The sequence below is a fragment of the Streptomyces chlorus genome, assembly GCF_042655885.1.
Classification (GTDB): domain Bacteria; phylum Actinomycetota; class Actinomycetes; order Streptomycetales; family Streptomycetaceae; genus Streptomyces; species Streptomyces chlorus.
This window is the reverse complement of sequence record NZ_JBHSOA010000006.1, coordinates 21747-41439: the sequence shown is the minus strand read 5'-3', so window position 1 is coordinate 41439 and position 19693 is coordinate 21747. Positions and strand designations below refer to the sequence as shown.

The window sequence follows — 19693 nt, the reverse complement described above, 5'->3', positions numbered from 1 at the left end:
CATCGTCTCGCCACCCTCGGGCGAGACGTGCCGTCTTGTCAACCTGATAAATTCGACCCATGGCCTCGAACAACCCCGCACCCCCCGATTCCACCCGCCGCAGCGAGCGCTCCCGCCGTGCCATCTACGACGCGGCCATCGCCCTGGTCGTGGAGATCGGCTACCCGAAGACCACGATCGAGGGCATCGCCGCCCGCGCCGGCGTCGGCAAGCAGACGATCTACCGGTGGTGGGGGTCGAAGGCGGAGGTCCTGCTGGAGGCCTTCCTCGACCTGAGCGAGCAGGCCGCCCGCACCGCCGCGCAGGAACGCGAGGAACGCGAGGACCGTGAGGGGCAGGAGGGGCGAGCGGGCCACGAGAGCCAGGGGATTCCCGACACCGGGGACCTCGCCGCCGACCTCAAGTTCGTCCTGCGCGCCACGGTCGACGAGCTGCACGACCCCGCGTTCGAGGCGCCGTCCCGCGCGCTGGCCGCCGAAGGTGTCGTCAACGAGGAACTGGGCCGGAGGTTCGTCGCCAAGCTGCTGGAACCCCAACTTCAGCTCTACGTCGACCGGCTGCGCTCCGCGCAGGAAGCCGGTCAGGTGCGTCCCGACATCGACCCGCGCATCGCCCTGGAACTGTTCGTCTCGCCACTCGCCCAGCGCTGGCTCCAGTACACGGGGCCGATCACCTACACGTACACCGACACCCTCGTCGACTACGCCCTCAACGGCCTCGCCCCGCGCTGACCAGGTCCGACACCGAAGGGCGACCGCGCTCGCGGGCATACCTTTCGCCCCGTGGGGCACCCCTCGTCACGTCGGGGCACCCCTCGTCACGTCGGGGCCCCGCTTGTCCCGGCTGCACCGATTATGGGCTCCGGCCCCCCGAGGCGCAGGATGGTGGGACGATAGGGCATGCTGGGGAGCACGAGGGCGAGGCGAGGAGCTAGATGAGCGCGGAGTTCGGCGGTAGGACCGGCAGGCAGGGCAAACTCTCCCGGTGGCTGCGCGGACGCCGCCCGGAGCCGGCCGTCGACGAAGGCGACCGTGAGGCTCTGCTGCTCGCCGCCGCCGGTGCGGGACTCCCGCTCGCGCCCGCCGCCCACCCGGCCGGATACGGCTGTTCCTGCGACCGCGTCGGCTGTCCCACTCCCGCCCGGCACCCCGTGTCGTTCGCCTGGCAGACGCAGTCCACCACCGACCGCGCCCAGATCGAGCGCTGGGCCCGCCACCAGCCGCAGGCCAACTTCATCACCGCGACCGGCATGGTGCACGACGTACTCGACGTGCCCCTCGAAGCCGGTCGCGAGGCGTTGGAGCGCCTGTCGGAGGCCGGGGTCGAGGTCGGCCCCGTCGCGGAGAGCGACGACGGCCGCATGCTGGTCTTCACCCTCACCCGGGGCACCCCCGAGGACGAGGACGAGTGGTGGCCGTGCGAGCTGGACTGCCACCCCGAGACGATGGACGAGCATCCCGGCCTGCGCTGGCACTGCCGCGGTTCGTACGTCCTGGTACCGCCCGCGCGACTGCCCGGCGACGACCACCGGTCGGTGCACTGGGTCCGCGGCCCGGAGCATCCGCTGCCCGACCCGCTGAGCCTGCTGGAATACCTCACCGACGCCTGCGCCCGCCACGCCGGCGAGCACCCCGAACAGGCGGCCGCCGCGGCCTGGCCCTCGCGCCGCTAGGGCCTGTCGGCCCGGCCCCCGGTCCACTCCACCCCGGTCCACTTCACCGCGGTCCGGTCCGGTCGTCCCGGCCGTACGGCAGTGGCCGCGTTATTCGCCCTTCGCCGACGTCAGCCCCTGGATCCGCCCCAGGATCTCCACCTTGCCGTCGCCACCGTCGCCCGGGTCCAGAGCCACCTGGTTGGATACGAACTCCATCGTCAGGGTCTGCCGGATCTCGCCGGTGGTCAGCGCCAGCACGTCCTTGTTCGGTGTCGGCACGGACGCCCCCGCAGCGGCGGTCTGCTTCTCGAAATGGCGCGTGGTGAAGAAGACCAGCGCCTCGCCGTCCTCGGTACGCAGCGCCAGCGGCGCGTAGTCGCCGTTCGTCATCGGCTCGTCGATGTACTGCGTGGCCAGACCAGGCCGGGCCGACTTCTTCGTCCGCAGCGCCCGCCACGCGCTGGTGTGCGGCCCCTCGGCGAAGGCGGCTTCGCCACCGTCCTCGCCCTTCTTCAGATACGTCGCGTAGGTCGCACTCAACTCGCCGGGTGGTACGGCCGGATCGGCCGCGTTCGCGGGCACCGCCTCGGCCCAGCCGTCCTTGTCCACCGCGAACTTCGGCAGGGCGTCCGGGGCGACCAGCGTCAGATACGCCGCCTCCCAGGTCTCGTCCAGAGAGTTCCGTGTGAACACCAGCAGCCAGCGGGAGTCGCCGCCCTTGTTGCCGGCCGCGTCCGCGAGGAACCAGCGGGGCCAGCCGGCCTTCTTGGGGATGGTGAACTTCGCGTCCGTCAGCTTCAGCGGCGCGTGCCGGGCATTGCCGTCCGGGCTGTTGGCCTTCCCCGCCGTCAGCCGCGCCGAGTCGATGTCGGCGAGCGCGCCGGTGGTGTACTCGGCGTCCAGGGAACTGTCGTACGCCTTGTCGGCCTTGTTGTAGGCGGCCGTGAACTCCTGGAGCGCCGTGGCCGCTTCGGCGCGGGTGGTGGCCGGAAGCACCTCCCGCTCACCGTGCACCACCACGCAGCCGCTCGCCGTCAACGACAGAGCGGTCACCGAGGTTGCCACGATCAGCACGCTCCGGTCGAACCCGTGGAACCCGTGGAGCCTTCGAAGGCCGAGATACCTGCTCATCCGGATCCTTCACCTTCCCCTTCCCGGAGGCGAACCCTACCGGGGCGAGATGCCGCGGCAACGCCGGGACCGGATACAGCGGCCACACCGTGACCCGGCACGAAACCCGCCCAGGTGAGGGGCCGGAGAGAACCGTGGGACGTGACGATCAGCCGTCCCGGTTCGGGAGGACCAGTACCGCGCCCGTCCGGGGATGCGGAAGCACCTCGACGGGCTGGTCGTACACCTCGGACAGCAGCCGCTCGGAGAAGACCTCGTCCGGCGGCCCGTCGGCCGCGACCTCGCCGGCGCGCAGGACCGCCACCCGGGTCGCGTAGGCCGCCGTGAGTCCCAGATCGTGCAGGACGACGACCACCGCGTCCCCGGCGAGCGCCCGCGTACTGCACAGCCGCAGCACCAGCTCCTGGTGCCGGAGGTCGAGGGCGGCGGTCGGTTCGTCGAGCAGCAGCAGGGGAGCGCGCTGGGCGAGCACCCGGGCGAGGGCGACCCGGGCCCGCTCGCCGCCGCTGAGCGCGGAGAACGGGCGCGCGGCGAAGCCGGTCACTCCGGTCGCGGCCATCGGCGGCGCGGCGGCGGCAGCGGTCGCCGCGGGCGCGGCCGTGGTCTTCGCCCTCCGCAGGCGCAGCTCCACGACGGAGTGAGCCGGAGCGCGGGGACGTAACCGCATGACCGGGAAGGGTGCCCCTCGACCGGGGGCACCCTTCGCGCGTGGGGCCGTGGCCGTGCCCCTCCCGGAATTCCCTAACGGTTGAAGGCGGGCAGGGCGAACCGGGCGATGAGCGGGAAGCCGTCCTCCCGGGCGCTCTTGGCGTTCACCGAGTACACCACCGTCCGGGACAGGTCCCGGGTCGCGGCCAGCACCGTGTGGTAGCCGGGCCGGGACCCCGTCTTGCCCCAGATCTCCGTCCCGTTGTGGACGAAGCGCTGCAACGCCATGCCGTATGACGCGCCCTCGACGTCGGGGACGACGAACATCTGGTCCAGCAGCGGCTGCGGCACCACCTTGCCCCGGAACAGGGCCACCAGGAACCGCTCCAGGTCGGCGGTGGTGGAGATCATGTTGCCAACGGCCCAGCGGTCGGACATGTTCCACTCCGTGACCTCGGTGGTCCGGCCGCCGATGTCCGTGTAGGCCCGGTGATGAGGGCCGTGGACACGAGGGTCCGCCCCGGCGGGGAAGCCGGTGTGCCGCATGCCCAGCGGACGGAAGATCCTTACGTCCGCCTGGTGTTCGTACTGGTCGCCCGTCACCTTCTCGATCAGCAGAGCGAGCACGGTGTAGTCGATGTTCTGGTACTTCTGCCGCTCCCCGGGGGCGGACGCCGGCCCCTTCGCGACCGCCGTGGCCACCACCCGCTCCGGGCTGAGGGTCCGGAACCGGTGGGGATACATCTCCTCGGTGGTCGAGCCGAGGTCCGCGCCGGGCTGCAGGCCGCTGGTGTACGTGAGCAGGTGCCGTACGGTCGGCGGCTCGGTGAAGGAGTCCGGCAGCAGGCCGGGCAGATACCGGGTGAGGGGCGCGTCGAGCTCGACCCGTCCCTCCGCGACGAGTTGGAGCACCAGCGCCGCGGTGACCACCTTGGTCGTCGACCCGGCCCGGAACCGCGCGTTCTCCAGAGCCGGCGCCCCGGTCCGCAGGTCCCGCACCCCGGCGGTCCCCGTCCACCTGCCCTTGCCCCCGACCCGGACGAGGGCGGCCGAGACGTCCCCGTCGGGGATTCCGGCGAGGGCCTCCTCCAGGGCGGCGGTGTCGGGACCGTCGATGGCCGGGGCGTCCCCGGCCACCGACACGGCGCCGGGCGCCGCACCGACGGCGCCGGCCGCTCCGGCGAGCGGGCCGAGAACCAGAGCGGCCAGCACGGCGGAGGCGACAGCGGTGCGGGCACGAGTACGGGCAGTCATGGGCGGACTCCGTCTTTCCAGGGGGTGGAACTTCGGACGGTCCCCATCCTGGTGATCACGCACGCCCTCCAGATCCTGCGCACAGAGGAGTCCAACCCCCCATATTCCGAGGCCAGTTCTCGGGGTGACCCTTAGGTTGCGTCCGGCGGATCATGCCGGGGCGAACTCATCCGGTGCCGATGTCGGCATGATTCGCCGGACGCTCCCACCCAGCGCCCGGCGGCGGCCTCCGTCGCGAGGAGACTCAGGTCAGGTATGGCCCTGCGTACGACCGCCACCTGGCAGTTTGCTGCACGTCATGGCCGCTCCTCTGGTGGGGAACTGCTCTCCACCCTGGGGGACGCGGCCCGCCCGCCGCAGGTCACGGACTTGAGCGAGGCCTGAGGCCAGGTCACCGACCTGCGGTCCGGTCAAAGCAGAAGCAGCACCGCCATGCCCCACAGCACCGACAGGGCCACCAGTGGCGGCCCGACCGGCATGCCCTGCCGCCCCGTCGGCGCCTCCTCCAGCGGCCGCAGCTCCGGGCGGAGCAGCAGCGCCTGCACCTCCTCGACGGCGCGCCCCGCATGCGGCTCGCGGGCCAGGCGGCGCTCCAGCCACGCCCAGCCGGTGGGGGAGAGCTCGACGGGGGAGTCCTTGACCCGGTCGACGCGGATGCCGTCATCGGAGTGCCGCACGGATGTGATCATGTTCCACGGGACCCGCCGCACGCGCCACGCCCCGGTCACCCACAGCCCGTCACGGTCGGCGGTGATCCGCCAGGTAAGCGCCGTCGCCACGGCCGTCACCAGCCACGGCAGACCCACGACCAGCCACAGCCAGGTCCACGACAGCCCCTCGTCGAGCGTGCCCCAGATGCCGCCGCCCTGTATCAGCAGCAGGCCGAGGCCCACCGCGCGCGAGAAGCCGTGCGCCGTCCACACCCGCGGGCCCGCCGTGGGCGTCATGCCGGCGGCGATCTCCTCGACGGACCGCCGCTGGCTCTTCCGCTTACGGCGCTGCGGCCCGCGCTTCACCAACCGCGGGACGGCCGGCTTCACCGCGGTGACGCTGCACTCCACCGCCACCTCGGCGTCGTCCGCGTCCTCGCGCGCGACGAAGGCGACTTCGGCGCCGACGTAGGGAACGCCGTACAGGACGGCCTCCCGCAGTGGCTGGGGAGGGTCCTCGCCCCGGAGGATCTCCGTGACCTTGCCGAGTTCGACGACGGTTGCGGGGCTGTCGCCTGCGTCGAGGCTGTCTTCGTCTTCGTCCTCGTCCCCGTCCCCGTCCTCGAAGGCGTACAGCGAGTGAAAGTGCAGGATCGGCCGAAGGCCCTCCAGGTCATCGGCCGCGAACACCCAGGTGCGGCCGTCGTCGTGACCCTCGCGCACCAGCACGTGCAGCACCGGCAGCGGCCCGCGTCGCAGTCGCTGCGAACGCGTCCGCCCGTCCACGCCGTTCGCGAGGAACGCCAGCCCCGCGACGGAGCCGCCCAGCACCAGCAGCTCCCAGCCGAAGACGTCGTACGGCTCCGCGACCAGCGCCGCCCAGTCGCCGTCCACGACGATGTCGACCCGGCTGTCCACGGGGAAGTCCTCGGGGAAGGCCGTCTCGAAGCGATAGGTACGCCCGTCGGCCTCCACCTTGAGGATGCCGATGCCGTCGTCGTCCTCTTTCAGGGCCGTGACCCGTCCGGACAGGACTGTGGCGCCCGCGGCCCGCTCCTCGTACGCGTCGACGACCTGCTGGACCTGCCAGTAGCCGAACCCGGCGACGGCCAGCAGCAGCGCGGCCAGGACGAAGGAGAACCGGCCCCGGCGGAACGTCCGCGCGGCGGCGGGCAGCGGCTGGGCGACCGGCCCGGCCGCCTCCAGGGCCAGCGCCCGCTGCCGCCCGGCGACGGCCAGCCGGTGGACGAGCCCGGCGGCGGTGAACGCGGCGGCCAGGAGGAACACGAGCGCGGACGGTTCGCCGAGCGCCGCCGTGACGCCGCCGTCCGCGGCGAACCCCGCCAGCGTGGCCGCGAGCCCCGCGAGCGCGAACCGCGGATGCCGCCACACCCAGTACAGGGTCAGCACCAGCACGACGGCTGTCCCGAGGCCCAGCCAGTCGGTGCCGCACGGGTCGGCGGACGTGCAGGGGGCGACGGGAGCCGCCTCCATGTCCCACACCAGCGAGGCGACCAACGCCAGCAGCGCCCACAGAGGGTGTGCCCACCGGGCGGGCACGGCAGCGAGCCAGCGCTGGGCGTCGGGAGTCCGCCAGTCGGCGGTGCCGGGCGGTATGTGTTCGGCGGGCAACGGCACAGGATGTCTGGTCACTTGCGCATTATGACTACGCGCGATGCCCGGACGATCAGGACCTGTCCGGCGGCTCATGTGACCGTCTCGGGTTTGCGTCGTCGCCATGCACATGGGGCGGGGAGATCTTGGTTGCACAGCCGGATTGAACGAGTTGTTCAAAATAATTGGTTGACACGCAACTGTTGGTGCCGCAGCCTTGCCCCATGCCGCCGACTCCCGAACAGCACCCCGCCCCCGGCTCCGACCCCTTCACGCCCCCGCGGCCGGAACAGGCGCGGGCGCAGCGCGTCCACGCGTCCCTGTTCCGTATCGCCGAGCGGCACGCGGCCACCGACGAACAGCGCCGTCGGCAGGTCCACCCCGCGGTCCTGGGCCCGCACGAGGCCGTCCGGCTGGTGTCGTTCCTGCTCAGCGGGGCCGCGCAGCACGAGGACGGCGAACCGGAAGTGGACCGGGCCGACATCACCGCCGCGTTGAGTCTCGTCCCGCTGGTGCGCGGAGAGATGGACGAACTGGAGACCGGCCTCCTCCAGATGGCCCGTGGGCGCGGCATGACCTGGCAGGACATCGCCTTCGGTCTCGGCCTCGGCACTCCGCAAGCGGCCAGGCAACGCTACGAACGCCTGGCCGACCGCACGGCGACCACCGAGGAAGGCCCGAAGTAGAAGGGCCCGCCGTCCACCCTCCCCGTGGCTCGTCCCCGGGGCTGCGGCACGCGCTCCAAGGAGTCCGATCAGACGGTCATCGTGAACTCAGCACCATTCCGATTCCGCGTGGTCCGCGATGATGTCCACGTGAAGAACGCCTTTCTCCAGGATCTCCACACTGAGGTATGCGGTCGTTCCGTCCACCGGCTTGGTGAAGCACTCTGGCAGCTTCTCGCCGTCGGCCGTGGTGCGAGGCCACCAACTGTCGGCCTGAGCTGCCTCCCGGTAGTGCCGCAGGGCCGTCTTCGGTGAACCGGCGTACTGGTACTGCGTCCCCACGGTCACGAAGAGATCGTCGTCGTCGCACCCCTGGTAGCGGCTCGCCCGGTCGGCCCCTTCCGGTGCTGTGCCCAGTACCGCCTCGCCGGCCATCGCCTCGGCGAGGCGGTCCTCTTCCCCACCACAGCCGTAGGCGGTCAGGAAGTACACCGCGGGCAACCCCACCAGCAGTAGTCCTGCAACGGTCACGATGGCAGTTGCAAGGGTTCCCGCCCCAATTCTCTTCATGACGCCGGACGTTAGCGCATCCACCGCGAAGGCCTACCGCACCACCCCTCCTGCCGTCGGGGGCTCCAGGCCGACCTGCCCGGAGCCCGCGACGGCAGTACGCGAAGGCCTTCAGGCGGCCGGGCGTGCTTCCCGCGCCCGCAGCGTGCGGGCGAGCCGGCCGAGCAGTACGGCGTTGAACAGTCCGGACAGGGCCGCACCGGCGCAGAAGACCAACGGGCTCAGCCAGGCGAGGGAGAAGGCCCACTCGGCGGGGGAGGCCACCAGGAGGGCGACGATGCTGAGCGGCGCCGTGGTCATGAGCGGCCAGATCCCGGCGAACCCCGGGTCCGGCAGCAGGTACGCGGCCACGAGGAAGAACCCCAGCGACGCCGCGACCACGGCGAGATACCCCCGCGCGAGCCAGTTGTCCACCGCGGGCGCCAGCAGAGCCCGGATCCTGCGCGAACGAGGGCTCGCGGGACGCGCCGTGCCCGTCGCTCCTCGTTCCGAGGAGCCCGGGACAGGGGGGAGGGGCGCACGGGAGCCGGGCGAGGCGGCGTTCGCGGATCTTGTGAGGAGGGCGCCGAGCACGGCGGCGTTCACGAAGGCGCACAGAAGGAGCCACACCACCCAGAAGCCGAGGGCCGACACCTCGGCCGCCCCGTCGACTTCGACGCCCGGATCGAGGGGCAGGAACGTGGCCAGGTAGGAGAGAGGTGCGGTGAGCAGCAGGGGATCCGGGGCGAAGCCGCTCTCCGGGAAGAGGAACATGGCCAGGAGGGAGAGGGCGAAGACAGCCAGATAGCTCCTGGCGAGCCAGTTGCCCGTGGCGAGCGCGAGGAGCCGGTGCGGGAGGCTGCGCGGACGGGAGTCGTTCGGCATCGCGGATTCCTTAGGAGCGGTCCAAGAGTGTCGGTCTCAACGATGGACCGGGAAGCCGGTGCGGGGATGAGTAGGTGTACTCATCCTTGCTGGGGAGTACCGGCACACTCTCACGGAGCGGTCTCTTGGGTCCGAAGTGGCGTGTGGGCTGCTTGAATGCCCCCGTGAGCGATTACGACGTGGTGCGCGTCTTCTGCGGCCCCCGGGGTGGGTACGGCAACGAACTCGGCGTCGTCCGTGAGGGTTCCGTCATGCCCGAGCGGAGCGAGCGGCAGCTGTTCGCGGAGAAGCTCGGCTTCAGCGAGACCGTGTTCGTCGACGACCCCGAGCGTGGGGTGATCGACATCTATACCCCCACCCTGCGCCTGCCCTTCGCCGGCCACCCCTGCGTCGGCACGGCCTGGCTGCTCGACGTCCCCGAACTGGTCACGCCCGCCGGGACAGTGGGCGCCCGGCAGGACGGGGAGTTCTGCTGGATCGAGGCGCGCGCGGAGTGGGTGCCGCCGCGCACCCTGCGCCAGTACGCCACCGGCGCCGAGGTCGACGACCTGGCCATCCCGGCGAAGGGGGAGTGGATCTACGCCTGGGCCTGGGAGGACGAGCCCGCCGGCCGGATCCGCGCCCGCGCCTTCCCCGGCCGCGACGACGGCATCGACGAGGACGAGGCGACCGGCGCCGCCGCCCTGCTCCTCACCGACCGGCTGGGCCGCGCCCTGAACATCACCCAGGGCGCAGGCTCCCAGATCCTCGCGGCACCTCAGCCGTACGGATGGACCGAGATCGGGGGGCGGGTGGTCCTGGAGCGCTGACGTCAGCTCAGGTGCGTGAGAAAGACACGCCAGGCATCACGCCCGAACGCGATCACCGGACCGGCCGGGTCCTTGCTGTCGCGGACGGGGGCGAGGGCGGGGACACCGTGGGCGAGTTCGAGGCATTCGTTGTTGCCGCCGCTGTAGCTGCTGCTACGCCACTTCGCGCCTGACAGATCCGGCGTGCCATGGCGTGCGGTGTTCATGCCCTGTGCTCCTTGGCTCTGCGTCGGATGACCGTGCGGGATTCCACGGGGGAGAGCGCAGAAGTACGGGCTGCGTCGAACAATTCCTGGTAGCGGCCGACTTCGGCCTCTCGCTCCAGCCACATCGAGCCGGTGGGATTGTCCGCCAGTACCACGTCCAGCGCAGCTTCCTCGGGGAAGCCCAGTACTACGTATGGCCCGAACATACTCGCATGGGCTCCGCGGGAGAACGGCAGGACCTGGATGGTTACGTTGGGCCGCGCGGATGCGATCAAGAGCTGTTCCAACTGTGCGGACATCACCTTTGGCCCTCCCACCTGCTGAAGGAGTACGGCTTCGGACAGCACCGCCCAGAGTTGGAGTGGTGAGTCACTGACGAGGCGTTCCTGACGGGCGAGGCGCACCTGGACGAACTGTTCGATCTCGTCCGCCGTTTGCCACTGATGGGAGGCGACAGTCACCGCGCGGATGTATTCAGGAGTCTGCAACAGGCCCGGCACCAGTTGCGCCTGGAAGGTGCGGATGGTTCCGGCCATGGCTTCCAGCGCGATGTAGTCGCGGTAGGTGTCGGCCAGCACCGGTCCGTACTGGTTCCACCATCCCTGCCTGCGGCGGCGATTGGCCTTGCGGGCGAGCAGGCTGAGTCTGTCGCGCAGTTCGGCGTCCGTAGCTCCGTACGCGAGCAGCATCGCGGTCAGGTCGGGGATGCGAACAGTCACCCGACCGTTCTCGATACGGCTGATCTTCCCCTTGGTGCAGTCGAGCGCCTCGGCCGCTTGCGTGGTGGTGAGTGCGGCGGCCTCCCGCAGTCGACGTAGTTCATCGCCCAGTTGGCGGCCGAGGACGGTCGACGGGCTGGAGGCAGTGGTGTTTGCAGACATGGCAACAGCTCTAGCAGCGGGATGGCTGGGATGTGCGGGACTTAACTCGAAAGACGGAACATTGAGTGCATCTCTACTGGAAACGTTGCTACCCCGCATGGTGCGCCTTCAGGCTGTTGGAGTGCGCAGTCCCAGCGGAACTTGCGCCCCGCGGATTTCGCCGCTGACGCCGAGTCCTGAGGAGCCCCCATGACCTCATCGAACGACATCACCTTCCGCCTCTCCCGCAGTCGCAGCAGCGTGCCCCGGGCGCGGGCGCTGCTGCATGCGGTGCTCGGCGGGTGGGGTGTCGCCCAAGAGGTGCTGGACGACGCTGAATTGGTGCTCTCCGAGCTGGTGACCAACGCGCTGCGCGTGCCGGTGCCGAGCGATCGGCAGATCGGGGTGCGGATCGTGCGCTCCGCTGCCGAAGGGTTGCTGCGGCTGGAGGTGAGTGACGCCGGGGGTGGCCGGCCCGAGGTCCGGGAACCCGGTGAGGACGAGACCGGCGGGCGGGGGCTGCTGCTCGTGGCGGTCCTCGCACATCGCTGGGGCTGTGAGGAGCGCGCCGCAGGGATCGGGAAGACGGTGTTCGCGGAGCTGAAGGCCCCGGACATCGTGGCCGAGCCCGCGGTGCGCGAGGTGGCGGCGGTGATGATCCGGACCGGGCAGACAGTGCGGGTGCGGGGCGAGTGGCGGACCGTACTCGCGGTGCGGAGCGACCAGTACGCGGCCGGCGGTCCCGCCGTGGTGCTGGAGCTGGACGACGGCCCGTCACTGCGGGTGCACGCGGCCGAACCGTTGGCCGTACGGACGGGTGAGTGCTCCGGATAATGTGGCGCCATGTGCATGCGGCCGTGCCGAGAGGAGGTGACAGCGTGATCACGCGGATCGAGATCGACGGGTACAAGTCGTTCGACGACTTCGCCCTCGACCTGCCGCCGTTCACCGTCCTGGTGGGAGCCAACGCCTCGGGCAAGTCCAATCTGCTGGAGGCCGTGGACTTGCTGGGCCAGTTGATCCGGGAACCGACGAGTCAGACGATCGTCGACCACGCCCGCCGGGGAGGACCGAAAGAACTGTTCCGGCGTGGTCCGGACGGTGTGCCGGTCGGAGCCATGCGGATCGCGGCCCATGTGCTCGTGCACGGTTACGCCGGGTACTGCCACCTCAGAGTCGAAGTGCGGGTGACGTACGCGGACCCGCCGGACCCCCTGCGCGTCGACACCGAAGTCCTGAACGTCCACGACCACTACGCGGGGGACGTGGATTGGAACCCGCCCTCGCCGAACCTGAGCTCTGGCGAAACCGGTCAGCTGCACTGCACGGAGGTTCCCGTGCAGGAGGCCGCATACCGCACGGAGCTGGCCGAGACCTCCGGGAACTGGCGGATCCTCGAACCCTCACCCAAGGCGATGCGTGTCGTGTCCTCCACCTACGACACCGCGCCTCTAGCGGAGGACGGAAAGAACCTAGGCGCCGTTCTCGGGCGGATCGCTCGGGACCCCGAGGCCTGGTACGACTTCCGTGCCGACGCCGTGGCGTTGCTCCCCGATCTCGTGGACATCGCGGTGGCGGCCAACGCGGAGTGGGGTCAGTGGGACGTCTGGCTTCAGCACCGGCACGAGCACCGCGTGCCTCCTGGCGCGGCGTCGGCGGGCACCCTGCGCATCCTGGCTCTGCTCGCCGCCGCTCACGATCCCGCCCACGAAGGGCTCCTTTTGATCGAGGAGCCCGAGAACGGTCTCCATCCCACCCGGGTTCCGCAATTGCTGTCCCGGCTGAAGGCCAGGACCAGCGATCCCTCGACGCTCACCTCCGGTGACGGAAGGCAGATCGTGATCACCACGCACTCACCGGTCGCGCTCGCCGCCGCTCTGGAGGACGCCCCGGACTCGGTGGTGTTCCTGGACACGGTGACCCGGTTCGGTGACGGACTCCCGCCTCGCCGGCTGACCCGGGCGCGGAAGGTGGCCGACAGCGGCGAGCGCGGGACGTTCGTCACCCCCCTCGAGGTACGGAAGTACCTCGATCCCACAGGGCGGTACGCGCGTGGGGCGTAGGTATCTCAGTCTTACTCTCCTCACCGAGGGGGCCAGTGACCAGTGGTTCCTTGTGCCCCTCATCGACCGGCAGATCGCCGAACTCGCCCTTGAAACGCCGGTCGGCTTCGATTACTCGGGAGTGGACGTCGGAGAGTGCTTCACCGTGGCGCACCGGGACCTGGTGGTGTGCGAAGTGACCGATCTGCTCTGCTACTACGACATCGTGATGATCCACCACGACCACAATGAGCGGGGCAAGGTGGACGCCATCCGTGACCGCTTCCCCGACGACGCTCATCGGATCGTAGCCCTGGTGCCCGTACGGGAGACCGAGGCGTGGATGCTGGCGGACCCCGCAGCGCTGAAGGAAGCGGCGCCCGTACGTGACACCGCGTGGGAGGTGCCGCACGACGTGGAGAAGGCCGCCGACCCGAAGGCCGTGCTGAGAACGGCCTTGGGTGGGCGGCGTGACGCGGAACGGGACTTCGGGCGGCTGGGGCAGGCGGTCGCGCTCGAGGCCCTGCGCAAGGTTCCCGCGTACCGGGCCTGGACCGCTGAGCTTCGCAGGGCCATGGAGCGATTGCGCTTCCTGTGATTCCGGCAGGAGTCATGTCGGCGGGGGGACTCCTTGCCCAGGCCAGAGGGCGCGGAAGACATCCAGGTTCGGGGCGGCGAAGGCCTGCAAGCGGCCGGGTGTGCTTCTGGCGTTCTCCGGAACTTCCGTGCAGGGACGAGTGGTTGCACTCATCCCTGCACGGGACGCTCAGCCCATCTCCTCCAGCGTCCTGCCCTTGGTCTCCGGCACCCACTTGATGATGAACGGGACCGCCAGGGTGGCGAAGATCGCGTAGATCACGTACGACCCGGACAGGTTCCACTCCGACATGGCCGGGAACGTCGCGGTGACCAGCCAGTTGGCGATCCACTGCGCGCAGGCGGCGACGCCGAGCGCGGCCGCTCGGATACGGCTGGGGAACATCTCGCCGAGCAGCACCCAGACCGCCACGCCCAGCGACATGGCGAAGAAGAGGACGAAGGTGTGGGCGGCGATCAGCGCGACGGCGGCCTGGGTGTCGGGCAGCGAGATGTTGTCGCCGGTTCCGGTCTTGTGGGAGAAGGCCCAGGCGACGGCCGAGAGGGAGACCGCCATGCCGGCGGAACCGGTCACGGCCAGCGGCTTGCGGCCGACCCGGTCGATGAGCACCATCGCGATCACCGTGCCGACGATGTTGATGACCGACGTGGTGAACGAGTAGAAGAACGAGCTCGACGGGTCGATGCCCACCGACTGCCACAGCGAGGAGCTGTAGTAGAAGATCACGTTGATGCCGACGAACTGCTGGAAGACCGACAGTCCGATGCCGACCCAGACGATCGGCAGCAGGCCGAAGCGGCCGCGAAGGTCCCTGAATCGCGGTGCGTCGTCGCTGCGCACGGACCGTTCGATCTCGGCCACCCGGGCATCGAGGTCGACATGCTCGCCTTCGAGCCGGCGCAGCACGTCCTTGGCCTCGTCGGTTCTGCCGGCCGAGATCAGGTAGCGCGGCGACTCCGGGATGCGCAGCGCCAGCAGGCCGTAGACCACGGCGGGAACGGCCGCGATGCCGAGCATGACCTGCCATGCCTCCAGCCCCAGCAGGCTGCCGCGTTGGTCCCCGTCCGCGAGGGTGAGCACCATCCAGTTGACCAGCTGGGAGACCGCGATGCCCAGGACGACGGCGGCCTGCTGGAAGGAGACGAGCCGGCCGCGGTACTGGGTGGGCGCGACCTCGGCGATGTACGTCGGGCCGATCACGGACGCCATGCCGATGGCCGCGCCGCCCACGATGCGCCAGAAGGACAGGTCCCACGCCGTGAACGGCAGCATCGAGCCGACACTGCTGGCCAGGAAGAGCAGGGCGGCCAGCTGCATCACCCGGAGGCGGCCGACGCGGTCGGCGAGCCGTCCCGCGAGCATGGCGCCGCCGGCCGCGCCGAGCAGGGCGATGGCGATGACGGCGCCGAGCGTGCCGGCGCCGACGTCGAACCGTCCCCTGATGCCCTCGACGGCGCCGTTGATCACGGCGCTGTCGTAGCCGAAGAGGAAGCCGCCCATGGCGGCGGACGCCGCGATGAAGACGACGTGACGCAGCCGGTCCGGCCGGGCCGAGAGGCCTCCGGCGGCAGGCTGTTGTGCTGTGCTGGTCACCTGCGAACTCCTGTGATGTGTGTCGTTGCCGTCTGCCTCGGGCAAGGAGCAAGGACAGCGGGCGCCGCGGCAGGTGCACGCACACTGCGGAGAGCGGCGCCCGGTGAGGAAGGGGGGAACCTGGTGCCCGGCTTCCGGACAGGCTGTGCAGGGCACCGCTCGAGCCGGGGCGAGCCGGCTCGGCGGGAGGCCGTTTCGGCCCGTGGGCAAGCCGGTCGGGTGGTCGATCGCGGGTGTTTGGTCGTGCCCGCGCCATCCGGGGGAGCGGGGCTGTCCGGCGGCTGCGTGAAGTTCTTCCGCGCTGCCGTGAACGGACCGGCGCGGAGGTGGCGCGCGGGCCGCGACGGCCGCCCCGGGGAGGGCGCCCGGCCCCGGCGCCGTCCGGGTAAGGACTGCGCTGCGGGGTGCCGGGCGCCCTCCCCGTCCGTGTCACGCCGGGTGATGCGGCGTCATGCCGGGGGATGTCGGCCGAGAGGTTTCGGCGCCGACCCGGTGTACGGGGGGCGGGTCCGTCAGTCGAGGTCCAGGCCGCGTCGGCCCGTCTCGTTCAGCTGGTCGGCGCCGAAGCGGCCGGTCCAGGTGCGCTCGTAGTGCTCCTCGGGGAAGTCACTGGGGCTGGAGCCGGTCAGGAACGCCTCGCGGACCTTCGCCGAGTACTCCTCGTTGCGGGGGCACCAGGGAGCGGCGGGGATGTACATGACGTTGCCCCAGCCCTTCTGGTCGGTGATCGGCGCGACGCTGTGGATCATGTCGCAGTGCCACCAGACGGAGTCGCCCGCCTTGACGTCGGGGATGCCGGTGAGGGCTTCCATGAGGAGCGGGTGCCACTTCTCGTTGGCGGGGAAGACCTGGTTGGTGGTCACGCCGCACATGTCGTCGTCCGCGACGTCCGCGAGCAGCGGCCGCAGCATGAGGTACGCCATGGCCTCGGGGATTGGGACGGTGTGCAGGACGCCCTGGTCGTGGTCCATGTCCGACAGGGCGGTCCAGCCCTGGAAGGTGCGGAACGCCGAGCACATGGTGGAGCCGGGGTACTGGGGGCCGGCCGTGCGGTGGGCGGCGTCCCAGGGGTCGTACTCCTCGATGCTGCCGTCGAACAGGTGGCGGAACGCCTGCTGGTAGGCCTGCGTCAGCCACAGGTCGAGGGTGCCGGGGTCCAGGTGGGTGCCGAGCCCGTTGGAATCTGCGCCCGGGGGACGGCGGCGGATGCGGTCGGGGTACAGCGCGTCGCGGTTCGGGTCGAACCACTGCACGCCCTCGGACTCGTGCTTCCACAGGGAGTTGAGGAAGGACTGGACGTTGGCCATCCGGTCGCTCTGGCGGGCCTCCATCTGGGCCTGCGACCAGTAGATGGGGTAGATCTCCGGCTTGGAGCCGACGCTGCCGAAGAAGTCGTCGCCGGGGCCCCGGTAGTTCTCGAAGAACTCGTTGCGCTCCACGTAGTCCACGATCGAGGCGTCCCAGGCGAGGGCCTGGTCGCGCTCGAAGTGGCCGCGGACCACGAGGCAGCCGCGGCGGCGGAGCTTGTCGAGCTGCTCCGGGGTGACGGTGCCGTTCGCGATGTCCGCGTAGTCGATGACCGGCCACACGCTCTCGCCGCGCTCCCTGTCCGCCTGGATCTCGGCCAGCCGGGCGCGGACGCGCTCCTCGACGACGGCGAAGACCTCCTCGACGGTGCGTCCGGAGGACTCGATACGGGCGCGCAGCGCTGGCTTGATCTCGCGGATGGCAGTGGCGAGGTCGTCGGGGACGGTCTCCCAGTGCGGCAGGGCGGGGAGACCGGCCTGCTGGGTACCAGTTGCGAGCGTCATTGCTCGGGCTCCTTTGGTCAGGACTCCTTACTAGATGGTCAACGTAGCCGCACGCCCACATTTGGGCAAGAGTCCTGACTAAAATCCTCGGCATGTCACTGGCCAAGCCGTCACTCGAAATGCTGCGCACGCTGACCGACGAGAACGTGCTGCGCGCGCTGATGGAGGAAGGGCGCCTGACCCGCGCGGAGATCGCCGCCCGGACCGGGATCTCCAAACCGACGGTCTCCGACAGCGTGCGGCGGCTGAGCGAGGCCGGCCTGCTCGCCGACACGGGCGAGCGCACCACCGGCCGCGGCCGGGTCGGCACCTACTACTCGCTGGCCGCGGACACCGGAGCGGCGCTGGTGGCGAGCATCAGCCCCGACGGCGTCGTCGCGGAGACGGTCGACGCCTTCGGCACCACCACCGCCCGCGCTGAAGTCGGCCTGGGCCGCGCCCCGGGCCCGCACGCGACCGCACAGGCCCTGACCGAAGCGGTCGCGCTGGTCCGGCCCCGGGTGCACGGCCCACTGCGTACGGCCGTGATCAGCGCGGCCGATCCGGTCGACCGCGCCACCGGACGCCTGGTGCATCTGCCGGACGCCCCGTTCCTGGTCGGGGACCTGGACCCGGCCGCGGTGCTGGCCGGCCCGGTGGACGGGGCGGTGCTGGTCGACAACGACATCAACTGGGCCGCCCGCGCCGAGCACGCCACCGGACGCGCCCTCGGCGTCGACGACTTCGTCTACGTCCATCTCGGCGAGGGACTGGGATGCGCGGTGGTCACCGATGCGGAAGTCCGCCGCGGACACCATGGGTTGGCCGGCGAGATCGCTCACCTCTACACCGCGGGGCCCCGGGGCAGGGCGATGCCCTTCATCGAGGTCTTCGCCGAACTGGGCCTGCGCCGGACCGCGTCCACCGCCATCGACGTCGACGCCCTGCTGGGGGCCGCTCTCGGCGACTCCGCGACGGCGCGGCGGACCCGCGGCGCGCTGGCCCGCGCGGTGGGCGGGGTGCTGGCGGCGGCGGTCGCCCTGGCCGACCCCCAACTGATCGTCCTCGGGGGCCTCTGGGGCGCCGAGCCGGGCATCGCCGAGGCGATCCGCGAGCACTTCGCCGAACTGCCCCGCAGTGTGCCGGTCGCGGCGGCCCAGGTCGCCGAACCCACACTCGCCGGCGCCCGCGCCCGCGCCGTGGAGGAACTGCGCACCGCCATCATCACCACACCCCGCCCGGAACCGTCCGCCTGACCCGAAGCGTCCGGGTGTGCGACGCCCACCTGCGACGCTGCTGGCGCTCCGACCGGACAGGTTCGCCGGAAGCTCGCGGTGTTCGGCATGGACGGGCCTCGCCAACCCTCCGTAAGCTGGTGATCGCCTATGAAGGGGGCGGAGTGAACGGCAATCCGCTGTACCACTGGATAGCGTTGGCAGTGTCCACGGCGCTCACGCTGCCGTTGCCGGTGGCGATACTGGCAGGGTGGACACCGCCGTGGATGCGGAAGCGACAGGCCGGGATGAGGCTCCGCGCCTACGGCCTTCTGTGCATCTACGCCCTCATGCTCGTCAATGGCCTTCCCCGGATCGCCGACGCCTCCATCGAGACGGTCATGGCCTTCATGAACGTGGGTTTCGGCTTCATCGCCGCCGCCGCAGTCCTGTTCCTGCTCGCGGAACGCAGGGATTCAGCCGCCCGGGCAGTCGGCCCGGTCGAACCCCGGGAAGGGTGAGAGACACCTCGCCGCGCCGGGCGAGACACGGTCCGGATGGAGCACATTCCCACAGCGAGTGGTGGTCGCTCGGGCTGTATTGGGCGACCCCGGTTCCGGCCCCGGTAAGGGGCGGACAGTGCCTGGTTGGAGGGGCCCGCCGGCCCTTCCATACGGCCCGTCTTCGGGCTCTGCGGTGCGCGCTCCAGGAAGTTCGGTCAGGCGGCCGGGCGTGCTTCCCGCGCCCGCAGTGTGCGGGCGAGCCGGCCGAGCAGTACGGCGTTGAACAGTCCGGCCAGGGCCGCACCGGCGGAGAAGACCAACGGGCTCAGCCAGGCGAGGGAGGAGGCCTGCTCGGCGGGGGAGGCCATCAGGAGGGCGACGATGCTGAGCGGCGCCGTGGTCATGATCGGCCAGATCCCGGCGAACCCCGGGTCCGGCAGCAGGTACGCGGCCACGAGGAAGAACCCCAGCGACGCCGCGACCACGGCGAGATAACCCCGCGCGAGCCAGTTGTCCACCGCGGGTGCCAGCAGGGCCCGCGTCCTGTGCAGACGAGGGGACGCGGGGTGCGCCGTGCCCGTTCCCTCACGTTCCGGGAGGCCCGGGACGCGGAGGAAGGGCTTACGGAAGCCGGTCGATGCGGAGGTCGCGGATCTTTGGAGGAGGGCACCGAGTACGGCGGCGTTCACGAAGGCGCACAGAAGGAGCCATATGACCCAGAAGCCGATGGCCAGTACCTCGACCGCCCCACCGCCCTCGGTGCCCGGGCCGAAGGGCAGGACCATGGCCAGGAAGGAGAGAGGCGCCGTGAGCAGCAGAAAGCCCAGGGCGAAGCCGCTTTCCGGGAAGAGGAACATGACCAGGACGGAGAGGGCGAAGACAGCCAGATAGCTCCTGGCAAGCCAGTTGCCCGTGGCGAGCACGAGGAGCCGGTGCGGGAGGCTGCGCGGACGGGAGTCATTCGGCATCGCGGGTTCCTTCAGGTCGGTCCAAGCTCGGTGTTCTCCACAGTGGACCGGAACTCCCGT

20 protein-coding genes and 2 pseudogenes are annotated in these 19693 nt (G+C 70.8%); 10 read left to right on the top strand and 12 right to left on the bottom strand.

Annotated features, from left to right (window positions below; all coding sequences use genetic code 11):
- Positions 1-59: 59 nt before the first annotated feature.
- Complete coding sequence (locus ACFPZI_RS03330; RefSeq protein ID WP_381357949.1) at positions 60-731, top strand: TetR/AcrR family transcriptional regulator; 672 nt, start codon at positions 60-62, stop codon at positions 729-731.
- 203 nt (positions 732-934) lie between these two features.
- Positions 935-1672 carry a bifunctional DNA primase/polymerase gene (locus tag ACFPZI_RS03325; protein ID WP_381357947.1) on the top strand — a complete coding sequence of 246 codons (738 nt, stop codon included), beginning with the start codon at positions 935-937 and terminating at the stop codon, positions 1670-1672.
- 90 nt (positions 1673-1762) lie between these two features.
- On the opposite strand, the gene ACFPZI_RS03320 is transcribed toward ACFPZI_RS03325, so the two are convergent.
- The 4 genes and pseudogenes from ACFPZI_RS03320 to ACFPZI_RS03305 all read right to left on the bottom strand — a co-directional run.
- On the bottom strand, positions 1763-2785 hold the full coding sequence (locus ACFPZI_RS03320; RefSeq protein WP_381357944.1) for an SCO2278 family lipoprotein: 1023 nt from the start codon (positions 2783-2785) through the stop codon (positions 1763-1765).
- Positions 2751-2882: pseudogene (locus tag ACFPZI_RS03315) on the bottom strand (iron transporter); the annotation flags it as partial. The gene ACFPZI_RS03320 and the pseudogene ACFPZI_RS03315, both read right to left, overlap by 35 nt.
- Positions 2883-2933: 51 nt before the next feature.
- Positions 2934-3683 (bottom strand): ABC transporter ATP-binding protein, encoded by a 750-nt coding sequence (locus ACFPZI_RS03310; RefSeq protein ID WP_381358175.1) that lies wholly within the window; start codon positions 3681-3683, stop codon positions 2934-2936.
- Positions 3644-4687: pseudogene (locus ACFPZI_RS03305) on the bottom strand (serine hydrolase domain-containing protein); the annotation flags it as partial. The gene ACFPZI_RS03310 and the pseudogene ACFPZI_RS03305, both read right to left, overlap by 40 nt.
- Positions 4688-4942: 255 nt before the next feature.
- Between ACFPZI_RS03305 and ACFPZI_RS03300 the strand changes: the two are divergent.
- The gene (locus tag ACFPZI_RS03300) at positions 4943-5071 is read left to right on the top strand and encodes a hypothetical protein (RefSeq protein ID WP_381357942.1); all 129 of its coding nucleotides are present in this window, start codon (positions 4943-4945) and stop codon (positions 5069-5071) included.
- Between the two features lie 26 nt (positions 5072-5097).
- Here the strand turns inward: ACFPZI_RS03300 and ACFPZI_RS03295 are convergent, their stop codons facing one another.
- Complete coding sequence (locus ACFPZI_RS03295; RefSeq protein WP_381358173.1) at positions 5098-6897, bottom strand: hypothetical protein; 1800 nt, start codon at positions 6895-6897, stop codon at positions 5098-5100.
- Positions 6898-7175: 278 nt separating this feature from the next.
- Here ACFPZI_RS03295 and ACFPZI_RS03290 point away from each other — a divergent pair, with 278 nt between their 5' ends.
- The gene (locus ACFPZI_RS03290) at positions 7176-7637 is read left to right on the top strand and encodes a DNA-binding protein (protein WP_381357940.1); all 462 of its coding nucleotides are present in this window, start codon (positions 7176-7178) and stop codon (positions 7635-7637) included.
- A gap of 87 nt (positions 7638-7724) precedes the next feature.
- On the opposite strand, the gene ACFPZI_RS03285 is transcribed toward ACFPZI_RS03290, so the two are convergent.
- Positions 7725-8147, bottom strand: a complete 423-nt coding sequence (locus ACFPZI_RS03285) for a hypothetical protein (RefSeq protein ID WP_381357938.1) — start codon at positions 8145-8147, stop codon at positions 7725-7727.
- A 150-nt stretch (positions 8148-8297) separates the two neighbouring features.
- Positions 8298-9050 carry an SCO4225 family membrane protein gene (locus tag ACFPZI_RS03280; RefSeq protein WP_381357935.1) on the bottom strand — a complete coding sequence of 251 codons (753 nt, stop codon included), beginning with the start codon at positions 9048-9050 and terminating at the stop codon, positions 8298-8300.
- A 164-nt stretch (positions 9051-9214) separates the two neighbouring features.
- Between ACFPZI_RS03280 and ACFPZI_RS03275 the strand changes: the two genes are divergently transcribed.
- Positions 9215-9859 (top strand): PhzF family phenazine biosynthesis protein, encoded by a 645-nt coding sequence (locus ACFPZI_RS03275; protein WP_381357932.1) that lies wholly within the window; start codon positions 9215-9217, stop codon positions 9857-9859.
- Positions 9860-9861: 2 nt separating this feature from the next.
- Here the strand turns inward: ACFPZI_RS03275 and ACFPZI_RS03270 are convergent, their stop codons facing one another.
- The gene (locus ACFPZI_RS03270) at positions 9862-10065 is read right to left on the bottom strand and encodes a DUF397 domain-containing protein (RefSeq protein WP_381357929.1); all 204 of its coding nucleotides are present in this window, start codon (positions 10063-10065) and stop codon (positions 9862-9864) included.
- Positions 10062-10946, bottom strand: a complete 885-nt coding sequence (locus ACFPZI_RS03265; RefSeq protein WP_381357927.1) for a helix-turn-helix domain-containing protein — start codon at positions 10944-10946, stop codon at positions 10062-10064. Before ACFPZI_RS03265 ends, ACFPZI_RS03270 begins: the two co-directional genes overlap by 4 nt.
- Before the next feature lie 189 nt (positions 10947-11135).
- Here ACFPZI_RS03265 and ACFPZI_RS03260 point away from each other — a divergent pair, with 189 nt between their 5' ends.
- Genes ACFPZI_RS03260 through ACFPZI_RS03250 form a run of 3 tightly spaced genes read left to right on the top strand, consistent with a single transcriptional unit; the run spans position 11136 to position 13565 of the window.
- Positions 11136-11759, top strand: a complete 624-nt coding sequence (locus tag ACFPZI_RS03260) for an ATP-binding protein (protein WP_381357924.1) — start codon at positions 11136-11138, stop codon at positions 11757-11759.
- A 44-nt stretch (positions 11760-11803) separates the two neighbouring features.
- Positions 11804-12988 carry an AAA family ATPase gene (locus ACFPZI_RS03255; RefSeq protein WP_381357921.1) on the top strand — a complete coding sequence of 395 codons (1185 nt, stop codon included), beginning with the start codon at positions 11804-11806 and terminating at the stop codon, positions 12986-12988.
- Positions 12978-13565, top strand: coding sequence for a DUF4276 family protein (locus tag ACFPZI_RS03250; protein WP_381357919.1), 588 nt, complete (start codon positions 12978-12980; stop codon positions 13563-13565). Before ACFPZI_RS03255 ends, ACFPZI_RS03250 begins: the two co-directional genes overlap by 11 nt.
- A gap of 168 nt (positions 13566-13733) precedes the next feature.
- Here ACFPZI_RS03250 and ACFPZI_RS03245 read toward each other — a convergent pair whose 3' ends face one another.
- Entirely contained in the window at positions 13734-15158 is a 1425-nt protein-coding gene (locus ACFPZI_RS03245) for a sugar porter family MFS transporter (protein ID WP_381357916.1), read from the bottom strand.
- 512 nt (positions 15159-15670) lie between these two features.
- Positions 15671-16969 carry a DUF1479 domain-containing protein gene (locus ACFPZI_RS03240; RefSeq protein ID WP_381357913.1) on the bottom strand — a complete coding sequence of 433 codons (1299 nt, stop codon included), beginning with the start codon at positions 16967-16969 and terminating at the stop codon, positions 15671-15673.
- Between the two features lie 92 nt (positions 16970-17061).
- On the opposite strand from ACFPZI_RS03240, the gene ACFPZI_RS03235 reads away from it, so the two are divergent.
- Both ACFPZI_RS03235 and ACFPZI_RS03230 read left to right on the top strand, forming a co-directional pair.
- Positions 17062-18204, top strand: a complete 1143-nt coding sequence (locus tag ACFPZI_RS03235; RefSeq protein WP_381357910.1) for an ROK family transcriptional regulator — start codon at positions 17062-17064, stop codon at positions 18202-18204.
- Between the two features lie 143 nt (positions 18205-18347).
- Positions 18348-18683: a hypothetical protein gene (locus ACFPZI_RS03230; RefSeq protein ID WP_381357908.1), complete on the top strand. Its 336-nt coding sequence runs from the start codon at positions 18348-18350 to the stop codon at positions 18681-18683.
- Positions 18684-18880: 197 nt separating this feature from the next.
- On the opposite strand, the gene ACFPZI_RS03225 is transcribed toward ACFPZI_RS03230, so the two are convergent.
- Positions 18881-19633, bottom strand: a complete 753-nt coding sequence (locus ACFPZI_RS03225; RefSeq protein WP_381357905.1) for an SCO4225 family membrane protein — start codon at positions 19631-19633, stop codon at positions 18881-18883.
- Between the last annotated feature and the right edge of the window lie 60 nt (positions 19634-19693).